The organism is Lactobacillus laiwuensis (genome assembly GCF_019972835.1).
In the GTDB taxonomy this organism is placed as follows: Bacteria; Bacillota; Bacilli; order Lactobacillales; family Lactobacillaceae; genus Lactobacillus; species Lactobacillus laiwuensis.
In genome coordinates, this window is record NZ_BPPB01000037.1 from 1 (window position 1) to 1,502 (window position 1,502).

1 protein-coding gene is annotated in these 1,502 nt (G+C 32.4%); it reads right to left on the reverse strand.

All coding sequences use genetic code 11. The annotated features are described in order from the left end of the window. Positions 1–1,502, reverse strand: a 1,502-nt coding sequence (locus tag LDM92_RS09765) for an ATP-binding cassette domain-containing protein (protein WP_223903066.1), incomplete at both ends; no start/stop codon positions are given.

Genomic DNA, 1,502 nt, shown 5'->3' on the forward strand with positions numbered 1-1,502 from the left:
TTATCGTTAAATTGGTATTGATTAAAATCAACAACTACATCATACTTTTGCAGTTCTTCTGGATCGTAATGATGAATAACTTCAACAAAAGTAAAGTTTGAATCAAAAATATATTGGTGAATTGCCTTTGATGAAGTTTTATCAAGTGAAGCATTAATTTCATCCAGTAATAAAATTGGTCGATTGGCTAAAATAGCCCGTGCCACCTCAATTCTGGACAATTGGCCACCAGATAGTTGATCTGCATTGTCACCTAATTGATAATCAAATCCCTTTTCTTTAATTAATTGTCCTAACTGTAGTCCTTGACATACCTCAAGAACTTTTTCTTTAGCTATATCAGCTCCTAGAGTTAGATTAAACCAAAGCGTATCAGAAAAAATAACTGCACTCTGGCTGGAATAGGCAAACAACTTAGTAAACGATCCTGCCGCTACTTCTTTATGATCAAGTATAATTTTTTTAGATTTACCATACTTACCATACATTAGAAACTGTAACATCGTAGATTTCCCTGATCCTGAGGGTCCGATGACCGCAACTTTTTGACCAGACTTAATATCAAGATTAATATGTTGTGCTAATACCTTATCCTGACGCATTAAATCTAGGTCTTGCACTTGTAATTCATTAAATGTAGGATTATTGGTTTGCTCACGCTCCACATTATCTGCTTTTTGTATATATTGCTTTATCTTTCGCACAATTGGCTTTGTAGTAGACAAATTATTTCGTTCTTGCAGAATTTGTAAAATTGGATTTACAAATGAATTAGATAATTGCGTTATTGCAAAAAGAGCACCTAAAGTAGTTTGACCTTTAATTACTAATGCAATACCAATTGCAAACGGCAATAAATAAGTACCCATAATTGCAATTGCATTAAGAAAAGCACTGGTATTAGTATTAAGCACATTCATCTTGGCTAATTTTTCTTCTAATTGGTTAACTTTATACTGATTTTGTTTAACTGCATTATCCTGCTTATCATATAAATTAAAGGTAGCAGTACCAGATAACAAATTTTTAGTTTGATTAACATATTTATCATTAGCATTTGTCCAAGCCTCTGCAGCATTTTGAATAGGCTTTTGGAAAAAGGTGGAAACAATTGTTGGTATAACCGAACCAATAAAGAATATTATTGTAAGCTGCCAATTTAGATACAAAGCGAATGCCATAGCAAATACGACAGTGTATGAATAAATCAAAATTCCTATTTCAGCATCATAGCGATTTGTTTCCAAAAGTTTAAAATCATTAGTTAAAAAACCTAAATTAGAAGCATTTTCTTGCTCATCCGAGAGCATACCTCTCATCACTTTAAGCCTTAACTTAGTATTGACCTGCTTAGCAGCATCTGCTTTAAGATAATCAAAAATTAAAGTGGCGACTAAAATCAAGATCAATAACAAAATGTTTTTACCAAAAAAGACTGGAATAGCTGCAAAATTTTTAGCCGTTGCCAAATTAATTAACGAACCAACAATGTATGCTGTAAC